At 61.6% G+C, this 17,383-nt stretch carries 17 protein-coding genes; 7 read left to right on the forward strand and 10 right to left on the reverse strand.

The genetic code is table 11. The features are described 5' to 3' along the window. Positions 1-23: 23 nt before the first annotated feature. Together NDJ82_RS15625 and NDJ82_RS15630 are read right to left on the reverse strand one after the other, a co-directional pair. Positions 24-1,889 carry a phytase gene (locus NDJ82_RS15625; RefSeq protein ID WP_250925817.1) on the reverse strand — a complete coding sequence of 622 codons (1,866 nt, stop codon included), beginning with the start codon at positions 1,887-1,889 and terminating at the stop codon, positions 24-26. A gap of 159 nt (positions 1,890-2,048) precedes the next feature. Continuing rightward, on the reverse strand, positions 2,049-4,562 hold the full coding sequence (locus tag NDJ82_RS15630) for a TonB-dependent receptor (RefSeq protein WP_250925818.1): 2,514 nt from the start codon (positions 4,560-4,562) through the stop codon (positions 2,049-2,051). Positions 4,563-4,978: 416 nt separating this feature from the next. Here NDJ82_RS15630 and NDJ82_RS15635 point away from each other — a divergent pair, with 416 nt between their 5' ends. Both NDJ82_RS15635 and NDJ82_RS15640 read left to right on the forward strand, forming a co-directional pair. Then, entirely contained in the window at positions 4,979-5,893 is a 915-nt protein-coding gene (locus tag NDJ82_RS15635; RefSeq protein WP_112195758.1) for a GGDEF domain-containing protein, read from the forward strand. Position 5,894: 1 nt separating this feature from the next. Next, positions 5,895-6,932 (forward strand): AraC family transcriptional regulator, encoded by a 1,038-nt coding sequence (locus tag NDJ82_RS15640; RefSeq protein WP_099586885.1) that lies wholly within the window; start codon positions 5,895-5,897, stop codon positions 6,930-6,932. Here NDJ82_RS15640 and NDJ82_RS15645 read toward each other — a convergent pair. The 5 genes from NDJ82_RS15645 to NDJ82_RS15665 all read right to left on the reverse strand — a co-directional run bounded on the left by NDJ82_RS15645 (position 6,919) and on the right by NDJ82_RS15665 (position 11,720). Then, positions 6,919-7,800: a LysR family transcriptional regulator gene (locus NDJ82_RS15645; RefSeq protein ID WP_099586886.1), complete on the reverse strand. Its 882-nt coding sequence runs from the start codon at positions 7,798-7,800 to the stop codon at positions 6,919-6,921. The genes NDJ82_RS15640 and NDJ82_RS15645 overlap by 14 nt on opposite strands. Positions 7,801-7,980: 180 nt before the next feature. Continuing rightward, a complete protein-coding gene (gene ycaC, locus NDJ82_RS15650; RefSeq protein ID WP_095015792.1) occupies positions 7,981-8,598 on the reverse strand; it encodes an isochorismate family cysteine hydrolase YcaC in 618 nt (205 codons plus the stop codon). 21 nt (positions 8,599-8,619) lie between these two features. Beyond that, positions 8,620-10,458 (reverse strand): amidohydrolase, encoded by a 1,839-nt coding sequence (locus NDJ82_RS15655; RefSeq protein WP_250925819.1) that lies wholly within the window; start codon positions 10,456-10,458, stop codon positions 8,620-8,622. Further along, positions 10,455-11,045 (reverse strand): antibiotic biosynthesis monooxygenase, encoded by a 591-nt coding sequence (locus NDJ82_RS15660; protein WP_158878004.1) that lies wholly within the window; start codon positions 11,043-11,045, stop codon positions 10,455-10,457. The genes NDJ82_RS15655 and NDJ82_RS15660 overlap by 4 nt, the downstream gene beginning before the upstream one ends. 87 nt (positions 11,046-11,132) lie before the next feature. Further along, complete coding sequence (locus tag NDJ82_RS15665) at positions 11,133-11,720, reverse strand: NUDIX hydrolase (protein WP_250925820.1); 588 nt, start codon at positions 11,718-11,720, stop codon at positions 11,133-11,135. Positions 11,721-11,863: 143 nt separating this feature from the next. Here NDJ82_RS15665 and NDJ82_RS15670 point away from each other — a divergent pair, with 143 nt between their 5' ends. Both NDJ82_RS15670 and NDJ82_RS15680 read left to right on the forward strand, forming a co-directional pair. Then, entirely contained in the window at positions 11,864-12,790 is a 927-nt protein-coding gene (locus NDJ82_RS15670; RefSeq protein WP_250925821.1) for an alpha/beta hydrolase, read from the forward strand. Between the two features lie 376 nt (positions 12,791-13,166). Then, positions 13,167-13,952 carry a DeoR/GlpR family DNA-binding transcription regulator gene (locus tag NDJ82_RS15680; RefSeq protein WP_250925822.1) on the forward strand — a complete coding sequence of 262 codons (786 nt, stop codon included), beginning with the start codon at positions 13,167-13,169 and terminating at the stop codon, positions 13,950-13,952. On the opposite strand, the gene NDJ82_RS15685 is transcribed toward NDJ82_RS15680, so the two are convergent. Both NDJ82_RS15685 and NDJ82_RS15690 read right to left on the reverse strand, forming a co-directional pair. Beyond that, a complete protein-coding gene (locus NDJ82_RS15685) occupies positions 13,917-14,654 on the reverse strand; it encodes a DUF72 domain-containing protein (protein ID WP_250925823.1) in 738 nt (245 codons plus the stop codon). The genes NDJ82_RS15680 and NDJ82_RS15685 overlap by 36 nt on opposite strands. Further along, a complete protein-coding gene (locus tag NDJ82_RS15690; RefSeq protein ID WP_099586892.1) occupies positions 14,651-15,082 on the reverse strand; it encodes a DNA methylase in 432 nt (143 codons plus the stop codon). Before NDJ82_RS15690 ends, NDJ82_RS15685 begins: the two co-directional genes overlap by 4 nt. Positions 15,083-15,398: 316 nt before the next feature. Here NDJ82_RS15690 and NDJ82_RS15695 point away from each other — a divergent pair, with 316 nt between their 5' ends. After that, positions 15,399-15,959: a type 1 glutamine amidotransferase domain-containing protein gene (locus NDJ82_RS15695; protein WP_099586893.1), complete on the forward strand. Its 561-nt coding sequence runs from the start codon at positions 15,399-15,401 to the stop codon at positions 15,957-15,959. Positions 15,960-16,022: 63 nt separating this feature from the next. Here the strand turns inward: NDJ82_RS15695 and NDJ82_RS15700 are convergent, their stop codons facing one another. Then, on the reverse strand, positions 16,023-16,229 hold the full coding sequence (locus NDJ82_RS15700) for a PLD nuclease N-terminal domain-containing protein (RefSeq protein ID WP_099586894.1): 207 nt from the start codon (positions 16,227-16,229) through the stop codon (positions 16,023-16,025). Between the two features lie 325 nt (positions 16,230-16,554). Here NDJ82_RS15700 and NDJ82_RS15705 point away from each other — a divergent pair, with 325 nt between their 5' ends. Beyond that, the gene (locus NDJ82_RS15705; protein ID WP_112195767.1) at positions 16,555-17,031 is read left to right on the forward strand and encodes a PA2171 family ribosome-binding persister protein; all 477 of its coding nucleotides are present in this window, start codon (positions 16,555-16,557) and stop codon (positions 17,029-17,031) included. 61 nt (positions 17,032-17,092) lie between these two features. Continuing rightward, the gene (locus NDJ82_RS15710) at positions 17,093-17,371 is read left to right on the forward strand and encodes a hypothetical protein (RefSeq protein WP_250925824.1); all 279 of its coding nucleotides are present in this window, start codon (positions 17,093-17,095) and stop codon (positions 17,369-17,371) included. Positions 17,372-17,383: the final 12 nt, after the last annotated feature.

Below are 17,383 nucleotides of genomic sequence, written 5' to 3' on the forward strand. Positions count from 1 at the left end.
AGTGATGACCGGGTGATGACGGTTCACGGCAACTTCAGCGCGCGGGTCACGTCGGCCCACGGCACGAATTTGAAGTTCTGGGTTTGCTCGGGCATGCGCTTGCGCCCGTCCTGCACCACCAGCATGCCTTGGCTCCACGGCCCGCCAAGGTTGATCGCGGTGACTTCCAGGCCATCGGTTTCAGAGGCGCCGTCAATGCCGGCGGCGGCATTCAGACCGACGCGAAACCCGCCGTGAATCGCGAATGGCGGCTCGGCATCCACCACCAGGTAGCTGTCGTTGCCTTGGCTGGAGATCACCAGGTAGTCGCGTTTGTCGCTCTGGTACAGCGCCAGGCCCTCGACGTCCGCGTGCAGTTGCGGGCCGACCTTGATCACGCTGGTGAGCGTGGCCGGTTGGTCAGCGCGGGCGTCCACCGCCCATACGCCCACGTCTTCTTCACCAATGAACAGGCGCTGGCGCTGGTCGTCGGCCACGCAGCCTTCTGGTTGGCTGTCGACCTTGAACTGGCGCACCAGCTCGCCCTGCACGCGACCATCCGGGGCACTCAGGCGGTATTGCAGGAAGGTGCCGTCCTTGCCGTTGGCGATGGCATAGATCTCGCCGCTGGCGGGCTGGTACAGGCAGATGCCGTAGATTTCCTTGAGCGGCGTGGGCACTTCACCGGCCTCGCGCAACTCGCCGCTCTGGCGGTCGATGCTGAACAGGCTGAGGCTGTTGTGATCACGATTGCTGGCGACGGCGAGGTCCACAGTCTGCGCACCCAGCTTGAAGTTGGGGCGCACATCGACGTTGTTCAGGCGCCCGACTGCCAGTTCCTGCAACAGCTTGCCGTCGAGGTCGTAAGCCAGCAGGCCCTGTTTTTTGTTGGTGCCGAGCACGCGGCTTTTCGACGGTTGCTCAGGGTGAATCCAGATCGCCGGGTCATCCGCCGCATCGCCCTGGCGGCCGACCGGGTCGGTTTGACGCACGGCGGCGACTTGCGGCAGCGCCGGCTCGGCTGCTACCGGTTTGGCCTGCCAGTTGAGTTTGCCCTGGTAGAGCTTGCCGCTGTCGTCGTCGCGTACCAGCAGTTGCTGGCCGTTGACGCTCAATTGCTCCGGTTCTTTCAAACCTGGCAGGCGCAGGCTCGATTGCTCGACCCAACGTTCGCCGGTCTGTTGGAACAGATGCAGCTGTGCGGTTTTCGGGTCCAACGCTACCAGGCCGCCCGGCACTAGTGCGATGGCGCCGGCTTCACGCTTCGGATCGTCGAACACGGCCACCGGCGTGCGTTTCACGTCTGCTTCCGGGTGAGCCGGGTAGGCCCACCAGCCGACATTTTCTTCATTCACCACCAACTGATTGGAAGCGTCATCGACCTGGCAGAACTGCGCCGACGGCGGCAACGGGATCCCGCGCACGCGCTGGGGTTCGGTCAGCAGTGTCGAGCCATTGCCCACCAGCCATTGCTCGCCCTTGCCCTCTTCGCCGACCAGAAACACAAACAGGTTGGCCGCCGAATCGCGGTACAGGCACAGGCCGTTCACCGGGTAATCGCGGGGCGGCAGGTACAGCGGCTTGCCCCAGGTCTTGCTGGCGGGATCGAGGTTGATCAACAGCGCTTGTTGCCGATCATTGTCGAGGCTGGCGACCAGGATTTGGGCACCGCCAGCGCGGGTATCGAGGCTGCTGAAGTTGCCTGTGAAGCGGGTCAGTTCAGCGCCTTTGGCGTCGAGCAGTTGCAGACCGTCGCGGGTGCTGGCGGCCAGGCGTTCGGCGCCAGTGGGCAGGAAGGCCACGGCTTCGGCGTTCAAGGACGGCGCCCAGGAGCTCAGGGCCAGATCGGTGGCGAATGCAGTGCCGCTGGTGACCAGGGCGATCAGCAGGTAGAGCTTGGAAATTCTCATGAACAAACAAAGTCCTTCGAAAACAATGGAGATCTAATGTGGGAGGGGCGGTGCGACGATTCGACTTGCCCCCGATGAGGGTGTGTCAGTTGATCAATCTTTCACTGATCCACCGCTATCGGGGGCAAGTCCCCTCCCACATTTGGAAAGTGGTTGGATTCAAAAGTGGGTGAACGTCAGGCCCACTTTGTAGGTCGGGCCGTACTCTTCGTACTGGCCGTTGTAGCTGCGGTGGCCGGTGTAGACGAAGTACGACTCGTCCGTGAGGTTCTGGGCCTCGAAGCTGACTTGCAGGTTCTTGGTCAGCGAGTAACGCGCACTGAAATCGACGAAGGTCTGCGCATCCACATGCAGGTCGTGGGCTTTGTCGTTGATCGAGGCCAACTCATAGAGGTAGGCCGACTTGTAGTTGGCCGACAGGCGCAGGCTGAGTTTGTCGTCTTCCCAGCCGAGCATCAGGTTGCCGACGGTGTCCGACTGATTGGGCAGGCTGATGTTGCGTTTGCGATTCGTGCCGCTGGCGGCGTCGAAGCCTTCGATATCCGCACTGGAACGGCTGAAGGTGCTGTTGGCACCGATCAGCAGACCGTTCCACGGCGCGGGCAGCCAGTCGAATTTCTGCGAATAGGCCAGTTCCAGGCCGTAGAGCTTGGCGCTGTCGCCGTTGGCATAGGTGTGGGCCTCGGAGAAGTTGGCCCAGGCGCCGGTGCCGGCCACGTCGGTGTTGTAGACGAAGTTCTTGATGTCTTTGTAGAACACGAACGCCGACACGGTACCGGCGCGGCCCATGAAGTGCTCGATACCCAGGTCCAGGTTGCTCGACTCCAGGGGCTTGAGGTTCGGGTTGCCGAAGGTGGCTTCGTCATCGTCGATCACAAAGCCCGGCGCCAGTTGGCCGAAGGTCGGGCGCACCACGGATTTGGTCCACGCCGCACGCACCTGGGTGTTCTTGTCGATCTGGTAGCGCGCATGCAGGCCCGGCAACCAGTGGTGGTACTGGCGCTTGGTCTCGGTGACAGTGAACACGCCATCGGTGGCGCCGGTGCCCTTGGCTTCGAACTCGGTGCCCTCGTAGCGCAGCCCGGCGATAAAGCGCCAGTCGTCGATATCGATGGTGTTCATCAGGTAGCCGGCGTTGATGTCTTCACGAATGGTGAAGTCGTTGACCCTGGATTCGGTCTCGTCATAGAAGTCCGCCGCGTTGAGGCTGCCGATCAACTGCTTGATGCTGCTGGCGCTGATGCCGGGGCCGTAGTTACCGAGGCGATAGTCGACGCTGCCCTTCTGGAACTGGGTCAGGTTGAGCTGGTCGGCGGAGTAGCCGAGGGTTTCGAAGTCCTTGTAGACCCAGGCCTCCAGATCGTTGTCCTTGTTACGGCGGCTGACCTTGCCGCCGAATTTGACCTGGGAGGCGTAGCCGCTCAGGTCGTAGTCGCGGGCCAGGTCCAGGCGCAGGTTTTTCTCGGTGTCCTTGGTGTTCTGTTTTTCCCAGTCGACCTTGTCGAGAGTGAAGTTGCTGGGGTCATAGAAGCCGGCACCGATGATCGGGCGTGGCTTGTCCTTGTCGTAGAAACCGCTGTTGGCAAAGTCGCCGCCGTCGAACGTGGCCCCGGCGATATGCGCCGGGCTGTCTTCGCTAGACTGGCTGTAGCCGGCCTGGCCGCTGAGGGTCCATAGGCCAAGCATGCGCTCGCCACCAAACACGTAGGACTGGATTTCCTGGGTTTCCTCCCGGTTCTTGAGTTTGCGCTTGGCTTCGGCATCGCCCAGTTCACCGGCGGCCTGGGGGTCGGCAAATTCGAGGCTGGTGGAGTTGCGGGTCTCGGTGTCCTTGTAGCGGCTGTAGAGGGTGCGCAGGTAGTAGCTGCTCAGATCATCGGGCTTGTAGTCGAAGTTCAGGCCACCGCCGGCGCGTTCGCGGCTGATGTCGTAGTCGCGCTGTTCAAACTCGTTGAGTTTGGCGCCGTCGGTGAAGTCCCAGGCGCCGCCGGTTTCGACGTTGTCCGAGCCGAAGTCGCGCTTCTGCCAGCTCAGGGCCGCAGCGACGCCGAAGTTGTCGATGCCGTCGCCGAGGCTGAAGCGATTGCTCGCGGCACCGGAAAATTTGGGGCTGGTCTGGCTCGTATTCTTGTCGTAGCTGGCTTCGGTGCTGCCGGTGTAGAACAGGCCTTTATGGTCGAAGGCCGACAGGCTTTGCACATCGACGGTGCCGCCGAGGGAGTTGGCGTCCATGTCCGGGGTGAGGGTCTTGATCACCGACAGCGATTGCACCAGTTCCGACGGCAATACATCGAGGGCCACGGCGCGGCGTGCGCTTTCCGGGGCGGGCACGAGGGTGCCGTTGATGGTTACGCTGTTGAGGTCCGGGCCAAGGCCACGCACGCTGACAAAACGGCCTTCGCCCTGGTCGCGCTCGACGCTGATACCGGGCAAACGCTGTACCGCTTCGGCGACGTTTTCATCCGGCAACTGGGCCACGCCATCGGCATGCACCACGCTCTTGATGCTGTCAGAGCTGCGCTGCTCTTTGAGCGCCTGATCAATGGCGGCGGCCTGGCCGACCACTTCAACGTGCTCGGTGGTGGTGGCCTCGGCCGCATTCAACCGTTCGCTGGCAATCGCCAGGGCCAAGGCGGTGAGCGTGAAGCTGACGAGCCCGGTGCGCTTGTACATGAAATCCTCCCCAAGAATCCGTTGGCGCCAGGCAAGTGGCCCGGCAACTGGGAGGGCAAGCTAGGGGTGGGGGATGACGGTTCTGTGACAGGGTTGGCGGCGGGGCCCGTAAACCGGGGGGTTTCACCGGGCTCTCGACTCGGAATGAGCTGAAATGACCTGTGGAGTTCAAATGTGGGAGGGGGCTTGCTGTGGTGAGGGGGCTTGCCCCGCGCTGGTCTGCGAAGCAGACCCAGAGGATCCTCAGTGAACCCGTCGGGGGGCAAGCCCCCTCACCACAGCAAGCCCCCTCCCACATTTTTCAATTTGCGGCGTAGGTGAGATGAGCTGATTCGACCCACCTCCACCGTCATCCAACGGTCACATCCATCTGCTGTGCTGGCGCCCATCGCTTATTTCCCCAAGGACTCGCGGCCATGTTTTCCGTGCTCAAACCCCACCGCTGGAAACTCGCCTTGCTGCTGATCGCCGCCAACCTCGGGCTGATCCTGCACCTGGCCTGTGGCGAATTGAAAAGCGTCAGCGAGTGGGTTTGGCTGGACATCATCGGCGAAGGCGGTTCCGCCCTGCTCGCCCTGGTGTGGCTGGGCCTGGTGCTCAAAAGCCGGCCCGCCGGGCGCGTCACCAATTACCTGGCGTTGGGGCTGTCGTGCATCTTTTTCTCGTGGTGGATCGACAGCCTTGACGAGTTCATCCGCCTGCCCGACAGCATCACCTGGGACCACTGGCTCGAATCCGGGCCGATGCCGGTGGGCATGATCCTGCTGACCATCGGCATCTACCATTGGCACCGCGAACAACTGGCAATCAGCGCGCAGATGGAAAAACGCGAACGGCTGTTCCGCGAACATCGCCTGTTCGACAAGCTCACGCCCCTGGCCGGTGCCGATTACCTCAAGCGCCAACTCGCCGACAGCCTGCAGGACAGCCGCGAACAGCAGCAACCGCTGTCGTTGCTGGCGTTGGACCTGGATCACTTCGCCGCCATCAACCAGGCCTATGGGCATGCCGAGGGCGACGCGGTGCTCCAGGCCCTCAGCCATCTGTTGTTGCTCAACCTGCGTCGTCAGGATTTGCTGTGTCGACTGGCCGGCGACCGCTTTGTGGTGCTGCTGCCCAATACCGGCGAACGCCAGGCCAAGGAACTTGCCCTGGAGTTGCAGCACGCCGTGCGTGGCCTCGCCCACAAGACCCGGCAACAGGGCGAACGCCTGCAATTGTGCGCGACGACGGCGGTGGTGATGGCCCTCGACGAGCCGCCCCAGGACCTGCTCAAGCGCCTGAACCTGGCGCTGGCCAGGGCCAAGCAGCCTCTCGCGAAAAGCGCCTGAGATGGCGGTAAAAACCAACTGGTATGAGGCCGACAGCCGCTTCATCCCAGGACACAACCAACCCGCCACGCTGATCGACCTGGCCCTGTCCCGTGACATCGACAGCCACCGATTGCTGCGCGGCACCGGGCTGTTCCACGAGGATATCCTCGCCGGCACGGCGCGCTTGAGCCCGCAACAATTCCTGGCGCTGATCGGTAACAGTCGCAAGCTACTGGATGCCGATGACAGCAGCTTTCTGTTCGGCCAACGCTTGCTGCCCGGCTATTACGGTGCGGCCAGCCATGCCTTGGGCCATGCCCAGAATCTGCATCAGGCGCTGGAGATCCTGATCCAGCAACAGGTGCTGCTCAGCCCCTTGGTCACCCTGCAACTGGAGCTGGATGAGCACCACGCCTACCTGTATTGGCTGGACAGTTGCGGGGCCGGCGAGCAGTGGCGGTTTTTGCTGGAGGCGAGCATGACGTCGCTGGTTGCCATGAGCCAATGGCTCAGCGGCGAGCGCTTGCCGTGGGTGTGCAGTTTCAGCCATGCCGAACCGCGGTATGTCGAACAGTATTGGGTGCACCTGGGCGAAGACACGCGCTTCGAGCGCCCACTGGACATGATGTGCATCCCCCGCGAGCACCTCACACGCGCCTGGCCGGGGGCTTCGGCCACCGCCGGCCAGGTTGCGCGCCGACAGGCCCGGGAACAGATCGAACAACTGGGATTTGCCGGCAGTTTTCTCGATTGCCTCTACGACTACCTGCGCGAGCAGGTGCGTCAGCCGCCGAGCCTGGAACAGGCGGCCCAGGCCTTTGCCATGAGCCCGGCGACCCTCAAGCGCAAGCTGCACAAACACGACACTGGCTTTCAGCAGCAAGTGGACCGGGTGCGCAAGCAGGTGGCGCTGCACCTGTACCAGGTCAAGGGCTACAGCAATGATGAAGTGGCGGCGTACCTGAACTTCAATGATGCGGCGAACTTTCGGCGCTCATTCAAGCGCTGGACCGGCAGTACGCCGAGCCTGATCCGCCAATTGTTCAACAGCCGCTAGCCAGGCGCTCGCGCAGGAACTCCACCAGCGCCTGCACCGGCCGTGAGCTTTGTCGATGCTGGGGATACACCGCCGACAGGGTCAGGGCTTCGGGGGCGAAGTCGTCGAGAATCGTGACCAGGCTACCGTCCTTCAAGGCGCCGCCGACGATAAAAGTCGGCAAGTAGGTGACGCCCAGGCCGGCAATGGCCGTGTCGCGTAACAGTTCACCGTTGTTGACCCGCATGCGGCCGCTGACGTTCAGCGCCTGCACTTTGCCCTTGAAACGCCATTGCACCTGGCGGCCGTGGCCGTAAGGCAGGCAGTCGTGTTGAGCCAGGTCGTCGGGTTGCACGGGAGTGCCGCGCAGGGCCAGGTAGTCGGGGCTGGCGCAATACACCCGCTGGATGCTGGCGATACGGCGGGCGATCAGAGTGGAATCTTCCAGGGTGCCGATCCGCAGCACCAGGTCGTAGCCTTCACCGATCAGGTCCACGGGGCGGTCACTGAGGTCGACTTCCACCGACACTTGGGGATGGCGCTGCAAGAACAACGGCAACAGGCAACCCAGGTGAGCCATGGCAAATGACAACGGCGCGCTGAGGCGAATGGTGCCACGTGGTTCGCTGTTCTGGCCGGCGATGCCCTGCTCCACTTGCTCGACTTCACCGAGCAGGCGCAAAGCGGATTCGTAGTAGCTCTGGCCGAGCGGCGTGACATCCAGCCGGCGCGTGGAGCGGTTGAGCAGACGCACGCCGAGGCGATCTTCCAGCTGGATCAGGCGGCGGCTGACGAACTGTTTGGACAGGCCCAGTTGTTCGGCGGCGGCGGTGAAGCTGCCGGATTCCATGACCTGACAGAACAGGCGCATGTCTTCGAAGGGGTTCATTGTCGCTTCTCGGTGGACGATGGGCTGATTTATAACTGGATGGTCGCAACACCACAAATCAAATGTGGGAGGGGGCTTGCCCCCGATAGCAGTGGATCAGTCAAAAATATTCAGACTGACACACCGCAATCGGGGGCAAGCCCCCTCCCACAAGGGATTACCTACAGGCTTGAGAGCAGGTTACTTGGTAGTGAATGCCGAGTAGCTGTTCATCAGGTTGCGATAGTTGGGGATACGCGGCGACAGCAGGTTGGCCAGGCCTTCCATGTCGTTGCGCCAGTCCACTTGCAGCTCGCAGGCCACGGAGAACCAGTTCACCAGCTGCGCACCGGCGGCAGTCATGCGTGCCCAGGCGGCCTGTTGCACGGTTTCGTTGAAGGTGCCGGAAGCATCGGTGACCACGAATACCTCGAAGCCTTCATCAAGGGCGCACAAGGTCGGGAACGCTACGCACACGTCCGTCACCACACCGGCAATGATGATCTGCTTGCGGCCGGTGGCCTTGACAGCCTTGACGAAGTCTTCATTGTCCCAGGCGTTGATCTGGCCTGGACGCGGGATGTACGGCGCGTCCGGGAACAGTTCTTTCAACTCAGGTACCAGCGGACCGTTGGGGCCGCTTTCAAAGCTGGTGGTGAGGATGGTCGGCAGGTTGAAGAACTTGGCCACGTCGGCCAGGGCCAGCACGTTGTTCTTGAATTCGTTGGGGGAGAAATCCTGGACCAGGGAGATCAGGCCCGTCTGGTGATCGACCAACAGGACAACGGCATCATCTTTGTTCAAGCGTTTGTAAGTCATGGGTTAACTCCTTCGGGGGTTTTAAAAGGCAAAACACGAGCAGCCAAACGCACCCCAGAAACCCTGGAAGTCGCTGACCGGCACACTGGAAAGACGGGCTTTTTCATGGCTGTGGGAATGCACGCCGCAAGGGCCGCTGCATTGGTGAACCTGGGCCTGGAGCGGTGAAGTCGGACGCCAGTGACCCGGCACCTTGACCACCGGCGACCAGTCCGGCAGCACCGGCACACGCGGCGGGGCGAAATCTTCGAAGTCGCCGGCGCCGTACACCACCTTGCCGCCGACTACGGTGAGCACCGACTCGATCCACTTGATGGCTTCTTCATCGACACTGAAAAAATCCGCCGACAGCGCGGCGACGTCCGCCAATTGGCCGACCTTGATCTGGCCTTTCTTGCCCTGCTCGGACGAGAACCAGGCGCTGCCGTGGGTGAACAGTTCCAGGGCAGTGAGACGCGGCAGGCCTTCGGCGTGCAGCTCCAGACCACCGACGGTGCGGCCGCTGACCATCCAGTACAGCGAAGTCCACGGGTTATAGCTGGACACCCGCGTGGCGTCAGTGCCCGCGCCTACCGGCACGCCTTCGGCAAGCATGCGCTTGATCGGTGGCGTGGCTTCGGCGGCCTTGGCGCCGTAGCGCTCGACAAAATACTCACCCTGGAACGCCATGCGGTCTTGGATCGCAATGCCGCCGCCCAGGGCGCGCACACGCTCGATGTTTTTCGGGGTGATGGTTTCGGCGTGGTCGAAGAACCACGGCAGGCCATTGAATGGGATGTCGCGGTTGACCTTTTCGAACACGTCGAGCATGCGCGAGATGGACTCGTCGTAGGTGGCATGCAGGCGGAACGGCCAGCGCTGCTCCACCAAGTGGCGCACCACCGGCTCAAGCTCCTGCTCCATGGTCAGCGGCAGGTCCGGACGCGGCTCCAGGAAGTCTTCGAAATCCGCCGCCGAGAACACCAGCATCTCGCCCGCGCCGTTGTGGCGCAGGAAGTCGTCGCCCTGGTGCAGGGTGACGCTGCCGGTCCAATGCTTGAAGTCGCTGAGTTCTTCCTTGGGCTTTTGGGTGAACAGGTTGTAGGCGATGCGCACCGTCAGCTGTTCATCCTTGGCCAGTTGCTCGATCACCGCGTAGTCATCGGGATAGTTCTGGAAGCCACCGCCGGCGTCGATCGCGCTGGTGAGACCGAGGCGATTGAGTTCACGCATGAACTGGCGCGTGGAGTTGACCTGGTATTCCAACGGCAGTTTCGGGCCTTTGGCCAGGGTCGAATACAGAATCATCGCGTTGGGCCGCGCCACCAGCATGCCGGTGGGGTTGCCGTGGCTGTCGCGTACGATCTCGCCGCCCGGCGGGTTCGGCGTGTCCTTGGTGTAGCCGGCCACGCGCAGGGCGGCGCGGTTAAGCAAGGCGCGGTCGTACAGGTGCAGTACAAACACCGGGGTGTCCGGCGCAGCCTGGTTGAGCTCTTCCAGGGTTGGCATGCGTTTTTCGGCGAACTGGAATTCGTTCCAGCCACCCACCACGCGCACCCATTGCGGCGTCGGCGTGCGGTCGGCCTGGTCCTTGAGCATGCGCAGGGCATCGGCCAGGGACGGCACGCCTTCCCAGCGCAGTTCGAGGTTGTAGTTCAGCCCGCCACGGATCAGGTGCAGGTGCGAGTCGTTAAGGCCGGGAATCACGGTGCGGCCCTTGAGGTCGATGACCTGGGTACCGCTGCCACGCAGGGCCATGGCTTCACCGTCGGTGCCAACGGCGACGAACCGGCCCTGATGGATGGCGACGGCGGTTGCGCGTGGGTTTTCGCGGTCCACAGTGTGGAACTGGCCATTGAACAGAATCAGATCGGCGTTCATAGGGTTTCCTTTACAGAGGCTTCAAGCCAGGGGGCGAACAGGCGGGTGGCCGCCGGCATCAGCAGGTACACCACCAGCAGCACGATGGTCAGGGTGACCAGGAACGTGGCGACCACATAGTTGGAGAGGAACGGGTGCAGGCGCAGGATCGGACCCCACACGATGGGTACCAGCAGGGTCAGCGGCAGAATCACAAACAGGGTGACCACTGCCTGTTTCCAGCGCGGCGGCTTGGCGGCGCTGTCGGCCAGGGGCGCGAACCAGAATTCGTTGACCGCACCGATCTCGGTCTTGTCGCCGTCGGCCAGCATCGGCGCGGCTTCGGCGATCAGGGCCTTGCGCTCGGGAGAGTCGAGCCAGGTTTCCAGGTCATCGGTGGAGCGGTAGCGCAAAACGCAGGTGAACAGCGCCAGGTTGTTCTGTTTGCTGCGTACCACGTCGACACCCAAGTGCCCCGGGCGCTCGCCGGCGATGCGCACGATGCGGCGCAGCCAGGCTTCGTAATCGGCTTCCTGGCCTTGCTTGATCAGGTGTTTGACGACCAGGGTGACGACTTCGTCGGGCCCCGTCTGTGGTGCTGGGTCCATGGTGTGCCCCTCTGCCTTGAAATGTCAGCGATGAGGGGAGTGTGCCGGGGACAGGGGACGGAAAATTGGATGTACGTGCTGTTTAGGTCACCAGCATTCTTTCAACATGCGCAACTCCAGGTGCTGCAACAGCATGATGGTCTTGCCGTCGGCTATCTCGCCGCTCTGCACCATTGCCAGGGCCCGTTCGAAGCCCAGCTCCAGCACCTCGATGTCCTCGCCCTCCTCTTCCAGGCCACCGCCGCCACTCACGCGATCTCCTGGCTGGTATTCACCGATGAAAAAGTGAATCCGCTCGGTGACCGAGCCAGGGCTCATGAACGCCGCATAGACCTTCTCCACCTGCCCGACGCGGTAGCCGGTCTCTTCCTCGGCTTCCAGGCGGATGCGCTCTTCGGGGCTGGCATTGTCCAGCAGCCCCGCCGCCGCTTCGATCAGGTAACCGTGGTAGCCATTGACGAAGGTGGGCATGCGGAATTGGCGAATCAGCAACACGCTACGTTGCACGCGGTTGTACAGCAGGATGGTCGCGCCATTGCCACGGTCGTAGACCTCGCGGGTCTGGGCTTGCCAACTGCCGTCCCGGCGGCGCAGGTCGAAGCTGTATTTTTTCAGCAGGTACCAGTTGTCCGAGAGAGTCTCTTCGGCGGTGATGCGCACGGGGCTGTTGTCCATGGTCGGTCCTTGGCTCAAAGAAGGAAGCCATTGTCAGCGCTGCAACACTTTGCAAGCAATCGTTATGCGCGGCCGTCGAATTAATGCCTGCTTGTGCAGGCCATCTGTTAAAAACGCTGCTTCACCTTTGCCCTGGAACCTTCATGCCCTCTCGTTTTATGTCGCGCCTGAGCCTGCGCTGGTTGCCCATGCTGTGCATGGCGCTGTTGATCATTGGCCTGCCGGTGGGCTGCAGCGTGCTGCAACACAAGGAGCGCGAGCTGGTGTTTCGCATCGAGCCGGGTACCGCCAGTTGGTACAGCGGCTTGCCCAAGGCGGTGCAGGAATTCGAACTCAAGCCCGCCAGCTTCAAGTCCGGGCAAAACATTCATGGCTGGTGGTACCCGGCGGACAAAAAGGACGCGCCCGCGATCCTCTACCTGCACGGCGTGCGCTGGAACCTCACCGGGCAGTTGTTTCGCATCGAGCAATTACATGCACTCGGTTATTCAGTGCTGGCCATCGACTATCGCGGCTTTGGCCAAAGCCACGGCGAGCTGCCGTCGGAAACCACGGTGTACGAAGATGCACGCATCGCCTGGGAGCGCTTCCAGGTGCTGCAACCTGACCCGAGCAAGCGCCTGATCTACGGGCATTCCCTCGGGGGCGCGGTCGCCATCGACCTGGCCGCCGAGCTGGGCAAGCAAACGCCGCTGCCGGTGCGCGGCCTGGTGATCGAGTCCACCTTCACCTCCCTCGCGGACGTCGCCACGGCGGTGGCCAACACGTCATTGCCGGTGCGCTGGTTGCTGTCGCAGAAGTTTGATTCCATCGACAAGATCGCCGACATCCATATGCCATTGCTGGTGGTGCATGGCCTGGACGACCGCTACGTGCCGCCGCGCTTCAGCCAGCAACTGTTTGAAGCCGCCCAGGAGCCCAAGCGGCTGTTGTTGGTGCCGGGCGCCAGCCATAACAACAGCATGAGCCTGGCCGGTCGCAGTTATCGCCAGGCACTCGACAACCTGATGCAGGCCAGGATGCCACCCCGGGTTGTCACGCACTCCACAGGGCGCGACGGCGACTCATAAAAGCGCTTTTCGGCACTGGGTTGGCGCTTGGCTGTCAAGCGTCAACCCTGCCCATACTGGGCCTCGCTGAAAGTTGATCAAATATTGACCGTGGGCCAAATCGCCATACCCGCTGGGGTCTTGCAAAGTTATCCACAGAGATACCCACGGTTTTCGTGGACAACTCTTTTCGTATTTTTACGATTTATTTGCTCAGGCAATGGGTTCTGAAAAGGTCCCCGCCAGCAAAATCCCACGGTTCACATCGCGTATAACGTTATAGCCACACAGCGCCATCGACACGTCCAATTCACGGGCAATGAGTCAAGTGCCTTGGTATTGCGTTTATAGGGGCGGGCGATTAATCTCGCAAAAACCCGCAGAAAAGCGCACAAACATGCACGACGTCCATCACCCTATCGACTTGCCTTCCCTGCGCAAGCAGAAAATCCTGTTGCTGCTGGAACGTGACGGCAAAGTCACCGCCTCGGAACTGGTGGAGCACTTTGCCGTGTCCCAGGACACCATCCGCCGCGACCTCGGCGAACTGGCTGCCGCCGGCCTGCTGCAGCGCGTGCACGGCGGCGCCCTGCCCCGGCCCAAAGACACAGGCAAAGATTTTTTCACGCGGGTCGGCGAGACCAATGATGCCAAGCGCCAACTCGCGCAATGGGCGGCTGGCCGAGTGGAAGACGGCCAGATTGTGCTGTTCGACTCCGGCTCGACCACGCTACAGATCGCCCAGTCATTGCCGCGGGCGATCCACCTGACGGCGGTCACGGCGTCGCCGATGATCGCCATCGCCTTGGCCGATCATCCCCATGTAAAAGTGATTCTGGCCGGCGGCCAACTCAACCCGGCCACGCTGTCTACCGGTGGGCACGAGGCCGTGCGCCTGATCCAGAGCATCAAGGCCGACCTGTTGTTCACCGGCGTATGCGCGCTGCATCCGCAGGCGGGCATCAGTTCGGTGCATTTTGATGAAGTGGTGGTCAAGCAAGCCTTGCTCGACAGCGCTTCCCAGGTTGTCGCCGTGACCATGGCGGACAAACTCGGTGCGGTGGAGCCGTTCGTAGTGGCGCCCTGCAGTCGGATTCACACGTTGATTACCGAATGGCACGTGCCAAATATGGAGGCGTATGAGCAGTTAGGGTTGGAGGTGTTGCGGGTTGAGGTCGAGTAGGTACAGGGCGTCAGCGACGGCATGGCCGCTGGCGGTGTTGTCGAAAATGCACCAGGTTGGAATGCCGTCCGCGACCGACCGGTCAAGGTGTCGCGCGAACTCGCGTAAACGCGCCGGACCATAGGCACTGTGATAAATGCGCGGTGACCCATGCAATCGCCAATAGCGCACGCCTTGCCAGCCCGCGCAGGTGGGCGTGGCGTCGATCACAGGTGGGTCGACGGCCACTCGCCCGATGTGCAAATCCTGCAACATCGCCTCGGCCGCCAGCCAACTGGCGTGGCGCGGTTCAAGCACCACATTGCCGGCAAAACATCGGCGAACAGCCATGAAAAAGGCGCTGGCACTGGAGGGCTCATAGCTCAATGAGGGAGGCAGTTGCACCAGCAGGCAGCCGAGGCGTTCCCCCAATGGCGCGCATTGTTCGAGAAATTCCTCCAGCGCCGTTTCACACTGGCGCAGGCGCAACTCGTGGGTAATGCGCTTGGGCATCTTCAGCGAAAAACGAAACCCAGACGGCACGGACTCGCCCCAACGTGCATAGGTTTTCGGCAGGTGCGGGCGATAGAACGAGCTGTTGATCTCCACCGCGTTAAAGCGTGAGGCGTAACGCTGCAGATGCGTGCCCTCATCACTGAACGCCGGCCAGTGCTCACGCGGCAAGCTCCAACCGGCACAACCGACGTACAACGATGCCGTCAAAACAGCACCGCCGCCGCGTCGCGCATGAAAATCTCGATAGTCTTGGGGCCTACGCCATCGAACTCGGCCAAGCGTTTTTCAAACGCCTGACGGTCGGCGCTGGCGCGGCGGATGTGGGTGATCTTGCCGGCATACTCGGCGTTCAGTTTCGCGCTGAGGTCCAGCAGGCGCTGCGCAGTGGATTCGTCGTAGCGAACGTAATGGGCACGCCCCAGCATTGCCACCAACTCCCGCGACGTACAGTGCTGCAACTTGCGCGCGGTGTCGCGCCCCTGCTCTTCCACAATCTCCCTGTAGGCCTGTGCCGCGATGGGAGCCTGGATGCGCTTGCCCATCAGGAAACTGGCGATAAACCACTTGAACAAGCCGCTGTCGTCGTCAGGCTTGAGTTCGATCCCCAATTCAGAGGCGGTAATGGCGCGTGCCATGATTATTGACCCGGTTTGCGCTCAGCCTTGACGGCTGGGTCTGCGCATGTGCGGACATCTTGCGAACTGAGACGGTCGAGAGTTTTACGAGCGGCCACGGTATCTCTCCAGGCAATGGTGGGAGTACGAAAAGTCGCCTCCTTTGTGAAGCAGAGCCCTGGGTGTTTTGATAGTTCAAGGAAATTGCCGCGCAGAAATCGACGCAAAAAAATTTAAACCTTTCACCCAGGCGCGCCCTCAACAGTCAGGTATCTGCAACGTTGAAAGGGCCAGGAATCCACCGGCCACAACCCTTCTACTCAGGAGACAATCGACCATGAGCGCGCAACTCAACGGCAAGAAAATCCTCATCATCACCTCCAACACCGGCATCGAGCGCGACGAGTTGCTCAAGCCTCTGGATGCGCTGCGCGGTTTTGGCGCGACGGTGACCCATGCTTCCAGCAAGGGTGGCACCACCCAGACGTTTGTCGGCGATACCGAAAAGGACAGGACCGTGGAATCCGACGTGCAACTGTCGGATGTCCAGAGCAGTGATTTTGATGCGCTGGTGATCCCTGGCGGCACCGTCAACGCCGACACCCTGCGCCAGGACGCAGCGGCGCTGCGCTTGATCAAGAGCTTCGCCGACGCCGGCAAGACCATAGCGGCCATCTGTCACGGGCCCTGGACGCTGATCGACGCGGGCGTGATCAAAGGCAAGACCCTGACCTCCTATAAAAGCGTACGCATCGACCTGGAAAACGCCGGCGCCGCCGGTTGGGTCGACGCCGAGGTCAAGCAATGCAACGCCAATGGCTGGACCTTGATCACCTCCCGGACCCCGGACGATCTGCCGGCGTTCAATGAAGCAATTGCCACGGCGCTGGCCGGCTGATAATCGTCGTCTGAACGTAAACAGGCGCCCCGCGGGGCGCCTGTTTGCTGATCGCTTAAAGCATCAGCTCTTGCGGTGTTCCGGCATCTCGCGCTTGGGTCCGAACATCGCCCACGCAATCAGGCCCAACAACGGCACAAAGATCAGAATGACCAGCCACAACCCCTTGGTCTCCCAGCCACTGGTGCTGCGTAATACGACATTGATCGCCCACAGTTCCAAGAGCAGCAGAATCACCGCCAAACCGATCCAGACATAATGCATTTCCATGATTCACCTCCTGAGGTCTATGGGTTAGGTCAAGCATTCGCGCCAAGGGTTCCATCGGAATTACGCCAGTGCGCTCTCGCCCAGTAATTGCGGCACATGCCGAGTCGTCAGCATCTATCCGTCGCGTGCGAGGGAGGCGGGTTTAATGCAATCCGGTTAGCGGCCGACCATGCAAGCTGCACGACAGAGGCTTTTCAAAGTCGATCTCAACCTGTTGATTCAAATGACTTTTGACCTATCGTCGAGGATGGTCTGAGTTATGCAATTTCCTACCAGACGAAGCGCGCACTTCGACGCGCCCGAATCCTGTCTGTGAGGTTTCATCATGAATGCCATCGACCTGCTTAAAGCCGACCATGAACGTGTCAAAGCGCTGTTGACCCAACTGAGTGAGTCCACCGAACGCGGGGTTAAAAAACGTACCGAGCTGTTGGCTAAACTCGAAATGGAAATCAGCCTGCACACCCGGCTTGAGGAAGAGATTCTGTACCCGGCCTTTCGTAAAGCCGGCGGCAAGGAGCAGGACATCATGTACCACGAAGCCAAGGAAGAGCATCGCACCGTCGACTCCCTGGTGCTGCCTGACTTGAAGCAGACGGAGCCGTCCACCACCGAGTTTTCCGGTCGGGTGAAGGTGGTCAAGGAACTGCTGGAACATCACATCGAAGAAGAGGAAACCGAGATGTTTCCTCAGGCGAAAAAACTGCTGGGCAAGGCCCTGCTGGAAGAGCTGGGTGCACAAATGCAAGCCATGAAGGCCGCGCACAAGAAGGCGACGGCAGGCAAGCCAATGGCTGCGTAATGCACCGGTCGGCCCGTGGACACGTCCACGGCTGTGTTCGATGAATCAAGAGGATTGAATCATGACGAATAGACAAGGGATCGTGCTTGCACTCTGCCTGGCAGCCCTGTCAGGCCAGCCCGCAATGGCCGCATTTGGCGACAACCCGACGCCGGCCGCCACGGCTGTTGCAAACGACGGCGCTGCGGGGTCTGCACTGCCGCCCGGCACTTACCCGAGCAGCCCGGCTGACAGTGGCAAACAGAGCAAGGACACCGTCAAACAGCCGGACAAAACCACCAAGCCCACTCCGGACGCTAAAGACAAAGACCGGCAGCAACCACCACGCATAGGCAGCTGACGTGACCGGCAG

Origin of the sequence: Pseudomonas sp. SR18 (assembly GCF_023701505.1) — a bacterium.
Lineage (GTDB): Bacteria > Pseudomonadota > Gammaproteobacteria > Pseudomonadales > Pseudomonadaceae > Aquipseudomonas > Aquipseudomonas cyclaminis.

Excerpts from the sequence above, each read along its gene's own strand:
- NDJ82_RS15645 (WP_099586886.1), bottom strand. The coding sequence starts at position 7,800 with ATGAACCCCTTCGAAGACATGCGCCTGTTCTGTCAGGTCATGGAATCC.
- NDJ82_RS15660 (WP_158878004.1), bottom strand. The coding sequence starts at position 11,045 with ATGGACCCAGCACCACAGACGGGGCCCGACGAAGTCGTCACCCTGGTC.
- NDJ82_RS15640 (WP_099586885.1), top strand. The coding sequence starts at position 5,895 with ATGGCGGTAAAAACCAACTGGTATGAGGCCGACAGCCGCTTCATCCCA.
- NDJ82_RS15630 (WP_250925818.1), bottom strand. The coding sequence starts at position 4,562 with ATGTACAAGCGCACCGGGCTCGTCAGCTTCACGCTCACCGCCTTGGCC.
- NDJ82_RS15705 (WP_112195767.1), top strand. The coding sequence starts at position 16,555 with ATGAATGCCATCGACCTGCTTAAAGCCGACCATGAACGTGTCAAAGCG.
- NDJ82_RS15690 (WP_099586892.1), bottom strand. The coding sequence starts at position 15,082 with ATGGCACGCGCCATTACCGCCTCTGAATTGGGGATCGAACTCAAGCCT.
- ycaC (WP_095015792.1), bottom strand. The coding sequence starts at position 8,598 with ATGACTTACAAACGCTTGAACAAAGATGATGCCGTTGTCCTGTTGGTC.
- NDJ82_RS15655 (WP_250925819.1), bottom strand. The coding sequence starts at position 10,458 with ATGAACGCCGATCTGATTCTGTTCAATGGCCAGTTCCACACTGTGGAC.
- NDJ82_RS15665 (WP_250925820.1), bottom strand. The coding sequence starts at position 11,720 with ATGGACAACAGCCCCGTGCGCATCACCGCCGAAGAGACTCTCTCGGAC.
- NDJ82_RS15670 (WP_250925821.1), top strand. The coding sequence starts at position 11,864 with ATGCCCTCTCGTTTTATGTCGCGCCTGAGCCTGCGCTGGTTGCCCATG.
- NDJ82_RS15635 (WP_112195758.1), top strand. The coding sequence starts at position 4,979 with ATGTTTTCCGTGCTCAAACCCCACCGCTGGAAACTCGCCTTGCTGCTG.
- NDJ82_RS15700 (WP_099586894.1), bottom strand. The coding sequence starts at position 16,229 with ATGGAAATGCATTATGTCTGGATCGGTTTGGCGGTGATTCTGCTGCTC.
- NDJ82_RS15695 (WP_099586893.1), top strand. The coding sequence starts at position 15,399 with ATGAGCGCGCAACTCAACGGCAAGAAAATCCTCATCATCACCTCCAAC.
- NDJ82_RS15625 (WP_250925817.1), bottom strand. The coding sequence starts at position 1,889 with ATGAGAATTTCCAAGCTCTACCTGCTGATCGCCCTGGTCACCAGCGGC.
- NDJ82_RS15680 (WP_250925822.1), top strand. The coding sequence starts at position 13,167 with ATGCACGACGTCCATCACCCTATCGACTTGCCTTCCCTGCGCAAGCAG.
- NDJ82_RS15710 (WP_250925824.1), top strand. The coding sequence starts at position 17,093 with ATGACGAATAGACAAGGGATCGTGCTTGCACTCTGCCTGGCAGCCCTG.